The organism is Bradyrhizobium sp. MV1.5, assembly GCF_055807615.1.
Map to the genome: position 1 here is coordinate 18596 of NZ_JBVVPL010000010.1, position 5832 is coordinate 24427.

6 protein-coding genes are annotated in these 5832 nt (G+C 65.5%); 5 read left to right on the top strand and 1 reads right to left on the bottom strand.

Annotated features, from left to right (window positions below; translation table 11 throughout):
* Window positions 1-175: 175 nt before the first annotated feature.
* The 3 genes from serS (at window position 176) to surE (ending at window position 2838) form a co-directional block, all read left to right on the top strand.
* The gene (serS, locus tag AC0L2J_RS12195; protein ID WP_473389959.1) at window positions 176-1507 is read left to right on the top strand and encodes a serine--tRNA ligase; all 1332 of its coding nucleotides are present in this window, start codon (window positions 176-178) and stop codon (window positions 1505-1507) included.
* Window positions 1508-1603: 96 nt separating this feature from the next.
* Window positions 1604-1966: a hypothetical protein gene (locus tag AC0L2J_RS12200; protein ID WP_473389963.1), complete on the top strand. Its 363-nt coding sequence runs from the start codon at window positions 1604-1606 to the stop codon at window positions 1964-1966.
* Window positions 1967-2070: 104 nt separating this feature from the next.
* Window positions 2071-2838 (top strand): 5'/3'-nucleotidase SurE, encoded by a 768-nt coding sequence (gene surE, locus AC0L2J_RS12205; RefSeq protein WP_007610706.1) that lies wholly within the window; start codon window positions 2071-2073, stop codon window positions 2836-2838.
* Window positions 2839-2856: 18 nt separating this feature from the next.
* Here surE and AC0L2J_RS12210 read toward each other — a convergent pair whose 3' ends face one another.
* Window positions 2857-3228 carry a response regulator gene (locus tag AC0L2J_RS12210; protein WP_473389966.1) on the bottom strand — a complete coding sequence of 124 codons (372 nt, stop codon included), beginning with the start codon at window positions 3226-3228 and terminating at the stop codon, window positions 2857-2859.
* A 226-nt stretch (window positions 3229-3454) separates the two neighbouring features.
* Between AC0L2J_RS12210 and AC0L2J_RS12215 the strand changes: the two genes are divergently transcribed.
* Together AC0L2J_RS12215 and AC0L2J_RS12220 are read left to right on the top strand one after the other, a co-directional pair.
* Window positions 3455-4105, top strand: coding sequence for a protein-L-isoaspartate(D-aspartate) O-methyltransferase (locus tag AC0L2J_RS12215; protein WP_473389969.1), 651 nt, complete (start codon window positions 3455-3457; stop codon window positions 4103-4105).
* Between the two features lie 109 nt (window positions 4106-4214).
* Window positions 4215-5606 carry a LysM peptidoglycan-binding domain-containing M23 family metallopeptidase gene (locus tag AC0L2J_RS12220; RefSeq protein WP_063996223.1) on the top strand — a complete coding sequence of 464 codons (1392 nt, stop codon included), beginning with the start codon at window positions 4215-4217 and terminating at the stop codon, window positions 5604-5606.
* The last annotated feature ends 226 nt before the right edge of the window (window positions 5607-5832 follow it).

Consider the following 5832-nt stretch of genomic DNA (forward strand, 5'->3'; position numbering starts at 1 on the left):
GCCCTGGGGTGGGGGTAAACCTGTCCGCGGCGCCCTTTCGGCACCCCTGTCATCCCTCTTTAATCCTGGCCCGCCCGCTTGCGGGGGCCATGACAGCCGTGCTAGGGGAGTCAGCCATTTGCATGAATGCAAATCCAGGATTTGCAGGGTTGCAACAAGCCCCAGGACTTCGGCCATGCACGACATCAAATCGATCCGCGACAACCCGCAAGCCTTCGACGCCGGCCTCGTACGACGCGGCCTGAAGCCGTTGTCGGCCTCGCTGCTAGCGATCGACGAGACCCGGCGTACGGCGATCCTGGCTTCCGAGCAGGCGCAGGCGCGGCGCAATGCGGCCTCCAAGGAAATCGGCGATGCCAAGAAGGCGAAGGACGAGGCGCGCGCGGCGAAGCTGATGGCGGAAGTTACCGAGCTCAAGACCACGATGCCGGAGCTCGAGGCGACCGCGAAGGCTGCCGACGAGGAGCTGACGAAAGAGCTGTCCGCGATTCCGAACATCCCGTTAGACGAAGTGCCCGATGGCGTCGACGAGCACGGCAACGTTCAGCACCATGTGTTCGGCAACAAGCGCAATTACGGCTTCGCGCCGAAGCTGCACGACGATCTCGGGACCGCCCTCGGCTACATGGATTTCGAGACAGCGGCAAAACTATCGGGTGCGCGCTTCGTCGTACTCAAGAAGGGGTTGGCGAGACTGGAGCGCGCGCTCGGCCAGTTCATGCTCGACCTGCATATCAACGAGCACGGCTACACCGAGGTCAATCCGCCGCTGCTGGTGCGCAACGAGGTGATGTTCGGCACCGGGCAGTTGCCGAAATTCGAGGACGATCAGTTCTGGGCGATCAGGGGTGAGCTCCTGGCCGCGCCGGACCCAGAGCGGCTGATGACCGAGCGCCTCGGCCTCATCCCGACCGCCGAGGTTGCCCTCACCAACCTCGTCCGCGAATCCATCCTGGACGAGAAACAATTGCCGATGCGGCTGACTGCGCTGACGCCGTGTTTTCGCGCGGAGGCTGGTGCGGCCGGGCGCGACACCCGAGGCATGATCCGGCAGCACCAGTTCACCAAGGTCGAGCTGGTCTCGATCACAACGCCCGAAACCAGCAAGGACGAACTGGAGCGGATGCTGTCCTGCGCCGAACAGGTGTTGCAGAAGCTCGAGTTGCATTATCGCGTGATGACGCTGTGCGCAGGAGATATGGGTTTCTCGTCGCAAAAAACCTATGACATCGAGGTCTGGATGCCGGGGCAGGGCGAGGGCGGCATGTTCCGCGAGATCTCGAGCTGCTCGGTCTGCGGCGACTTCCAGGCGCGGCGCATGGATGCCCGCTCGCGCGGGCCCGACGGCAAGCCGCGTTTCGTGCATACGCTGAACGGCTCGGGTACCGCGGTCGGCCGCGCGCTGATCGCCGTGATGGAGACTTATCAGCAGGAGGACGGCTCGATTGCAGTCCCCGATGTGCTCCAGCCCTATATGGGCGGCCTGAAGGTCGTCGCGCGCGAGTAAGGCACGTTGCTCGCCTGAAACGGTCGAAACGTTTGGTTGCGAAGATCGGGCGGCCGGTTATCCTGCCGGCCACCCGACAACGCGAACCGATCGTTCATGGCCTTGCACCGCGACATCTTCTGGGTCGGCAGACAATGGGCGGTGACGGGTGCCGGCATCCAGGCTGTCGATCAGCGGCTGCGTGGCGTGCTCGACATCGAGATCACGCGGCTCTGGGACGATCATCTCGTCCAGAGCCGGCGGGCCAAGCCCGGTGTGAATGCCGCGGATTTCGACCGGGCACTGACGCTGGCACGCGAACGCTTTCCGCAGGCGCCGTTGGCGGATCCGGTCGTTGCACAGCTGGAGGCGCTCGGCGTCATCGAGGCTCCCATCGTGAGCCCGGTCGTGCCGGCGATGAAATTGCACGCGGAGGGCCGGCTGGCGCGCTTCCTGCCGCAATGGCGCGTTCGCCGATAGCCGGCCAGGCCGGCAACCGGGTGCCGGCGCCAGTCGGCCGGTTTGCCTGATCGGCCCCGGCCGGATAAGACGGCTCAGACCCGCTTCAGGAATCGACCTTTCCCATGCGCATTCTCTGTACCAATGACGACGGCATCCACGCCCCCGGCCTCAAGGTCCTGGAGGAGATCGCGCGCGCATTGTCCGATGACGTCTGGGTGGTCGCGCCTGAGCTCGACCAGTCCGGCGTGTCGCATTCGCTGTCGCTGAACGATCCGCTGCGGCTGCGCGAGGTCGGACCGCGGCATTTCGCGGTGCGCGGCACGCCGACCGACTGCGTCATCATGGGCGCGCGCCACATCCTCGGCGCCAAGCTGCCCGATGTCGTGCTGTCCGGCGTCAACAAGGGCCGCAACGTCGCCGAGGACGTGGTCTATTCCGGCACCATCGCCGGCGCGCTGGAGGGTACCATCCTGGGGCTGCCGTCCTTCGCCCTGTCGCAGGAATTCAGCGTCGAGACCCGCGACCGGCCGCTGTGGGACACTGCGCGCAAATTCGGGCCCGACATCCTGCGCAAGGTGATCGCCGCCGGCATCCCGAAGGACACCGTCATCAACGTCAACTTCCCCGCCTGCGCGCCGGAGGATGTGCTGGGCATTCGCGTGACGCGGCAGGGCAAGCGCAACCTCGGCTTCCTCAAAATCGACGAGCGCAAGGACGGCCGTGGCAATCCCTATTTCTGGATCGGCTTCGAGCGCACTGCGATGATGGATACGCCCGCTGAAGGCACCGATCTCGCGGCGCTGCGCGAACGCTACGTCTCCGTCACGCCGCTCAGGCTCGACCGGACCAACGAGGCGTTTTCCGAGGCGCTGAGTGCAACGCTGAAGTAAGTCCGACTGGAACGGGGCCTAGCCGCCGCGAAGCGCGGCTTCGATGGTCTTGCCGAGCGCGTCGAGCTGAAACGGCTTCTGAAGCGCCGGCCGATCGCGGTACTGCTCGGGCAGGCCGGAGGAGCCGTATCCGGTCGCGAAGATGAACGGGCAGCCCTTCGCCTTGATGACGTCGGCGACCGGCGAGATGACCTTGCCGTTGACGTTGACGTCGAGAATGGCGATGTCGAACTCGGTTGCCTGGGCGAGCCGCATGGCCTCGGTGATGTCGCCAGCTTCGGCTGCGACCTTGTAGCCAAGCTCTTCGAGCATGTCCGCGACCATCATCCTGATCATCACCTCGTCTTCGACGAGGAATACAGAGCGGCCGGTAAGCCCCGTCGCGGTCATGGTGGAGTCCTTGCCCATTGCCAAAAACGTTCGCAGATAACATGAATCGACGCAATGCGCGTTTCGACGAACGGATGCCTGAAAATGGCCATCGCGGCTCGCCCGTTGCAAGCCAATTTGTGGTCAACTACGCCATCCCAAGCGTATCATGGGTTCCTGAGCCGGAACAAGAATCTAGCGCCCCCCGGGTTGGCGCCCCGGACTCCAAAAGACAGCACAGCAGGCAATGACCCCCCATCAGCACCCGCCGGAAAAGATGATGTTTCAGCTCACGCTGAGGCGTCGGGGCATCAGCGACCAGGCGGTCCTGCGGGCCATGGAGGAGGTGCCGCGCGATCAATTCGTCGACGACGCCGATCGCGACGGCGCCTATCGCGACAGCGCGCTACCGATTGCCTGCGGGCAGACCATCAGCCAGCCCTTCGTCGTCGCCTACATGACCGAGCAGCTCCAGCTTCAGAAGAAGCACCGCGTGCTCGAGATCGGCGCCGGCTCGGGCTACCAGGCGGCGGTGCTGTCGCGGCTCGCCGGCCAGGTGTTGACGGTCGAGCGCTACCGCAAGCTGGCGGATGCCGCACGTATCAGGCTTGAAAAGCTCAACTATCACAACGTCGAGGTGATGCTGGGCGACGGACTCAATCTGCCCCCCAATATCGGCCCGTTCGACCGCATCATCGTCACGGCGGCGATGGAGCAGCTCCCGGAGAATCTGGTCGAGCGGCTGGAGGTGGGCGGCATCCTGATCGCGCCCGTCGGCCCCCATCAGGGCGTCCAGACGCTGATCCGGCTGAGCCGGACCGAAGCCGCGGTCGAGCGCAAGGAACTCGTCGAGGTCCGCTTCGTGCCGGCGCTGCCCGGTGTGGCGCGGGAGCTGTAGAATTCCGGATTGGCTGTGCTGACAACGTCTTATTGGGAGGGTTAAGCCGTTATTTACTCGGCGCGTGTTTACTTAAAACACCAGTTCTGTTGCGTACGAGTGAGTAACCATGTCCGTTGCCGCCGAGTTGCTTTACTCGCGCCGTGTGCCGCAGGTCGCGGTGCTGGCGCTGATCTCCTTCAGCTTCGCAGGGTGCAGCGCCGACATGTCGTCGCGCATGTCCCAGTCGAACTTCTCCAATCCCTTCGCGCAGGAATCGACCGGTTCGGTGCAGCAGGCACCGCCGCCGCAGCGTGAGCTGCCGCAATATTCGCGGCCGCAGACGCAGCCCGGTTCCTATCAGTCGCAGCCTTTGCCGCCGGCGGTGTCCGCGCCGCAATCCTACCCCGTTGCAACAGGCGGTGTGTCCGGAGGTGGTCGCGGTGTCGGCTCCTACGCCCCCCCGGCGCAGCCGCATCTGGAGACCACGGCCACCGTGCCGCCGCGCTCGGTTGCAGCCGCCCAGCCGGTCGGTGGAACCAAGATCATCGTCGGCACCAGCGATACGCTCGACCTGCTTGCCAAACGCTATCGCGTCACGCCGCAGGCGATTCTCGCCGCCAACGGCTATAAGGGGCCGCGCGCGCTCTCGCCCGGCCAGCAACTGATCATTCCGCACCAGGCGACGGCCGCTGCGCCCGCGCCGCTCATGGTTCCCGTTGCGGCGGCCCCCGCGCTGGCGCCTGCTGCGAGGCCGGTTGCGGCCGTTGCCGCGCCGTCGAGCACGCACTTCGTGAACCACGGCGACACGCTCGCCAGCATTGCCCGCAAGAACCATATCTCGGCGGCCGAACTGGCCCGCGCCAACCGCCTCGATCCCTCTGCAAAGCTCAAGCTTGGCGCCAGGCTGACCGTGCCCGGCGCCAAGACCGCCGCGGTCGCGGCACCGCTTGCTGCGGCTCCGATCGGAGCCGCTCCCGTCGCGGGGACGCTGCAGCCCGTTGCGGCCGCACCTGCGCCCGCTACCAAAATGGCGGCCGTCGCCGCGCCCGTGCAGAGCGCGCGCCTGGCCCAGGCCACGGCCAATGTCGAAGACAAGGCCGCGGAAGCTCCGGCGAAAGCCGCGGAGACCACCAGCGCGCTGCCGACTTTCCGCTGGCCGGTGCGCGGCAAGGTGGTCACGAGCTACGGCGCCAAGACCAATGGCAAGTCCAACGACGGCATCAATCTCGCGGTGCCCGAGGGTACGCCGGTCAAGGCAGCTGAAGACGGTGTCGTTGCCTATTCCGGCAACGAGCTGAAAGGTTACGGCAATCTCGTCCTGGTTCGGCACTCCAACGGCTACGTCACCGCATATGCCCATGCGAGTGAGCTGATGGTGAAGCGCGGCGATACCATCAAGCGCGGCCAGGTCATTGCCAAGTCGGGTCAATCCGGGGAGGTGGCGTCGCCGCAACTCCACTTCGAGATCCGTAAGGGATCGAGCCCGGTTGACCCGCTTCAATTCCTGAACGGGGCTTGAGCCTGAAGTAGGGCGCGCCATCGCCACAAAGCGGTGTCGTCGCCCGGCTCGACCGGGCGACCCAGTACGCCGCAGCGTCTCGATCGATCACAACCGTCTCTGGAATACTGGATCGGGCGCGGGGGGGGGGGGGGGGGGGGTTGGGTTTGGGTATTAAAATAGCGACCTACCCCGGACCCTAAACCCCCGCCCCCCCCCACACACCAGCACCAAAACACACGCGCCG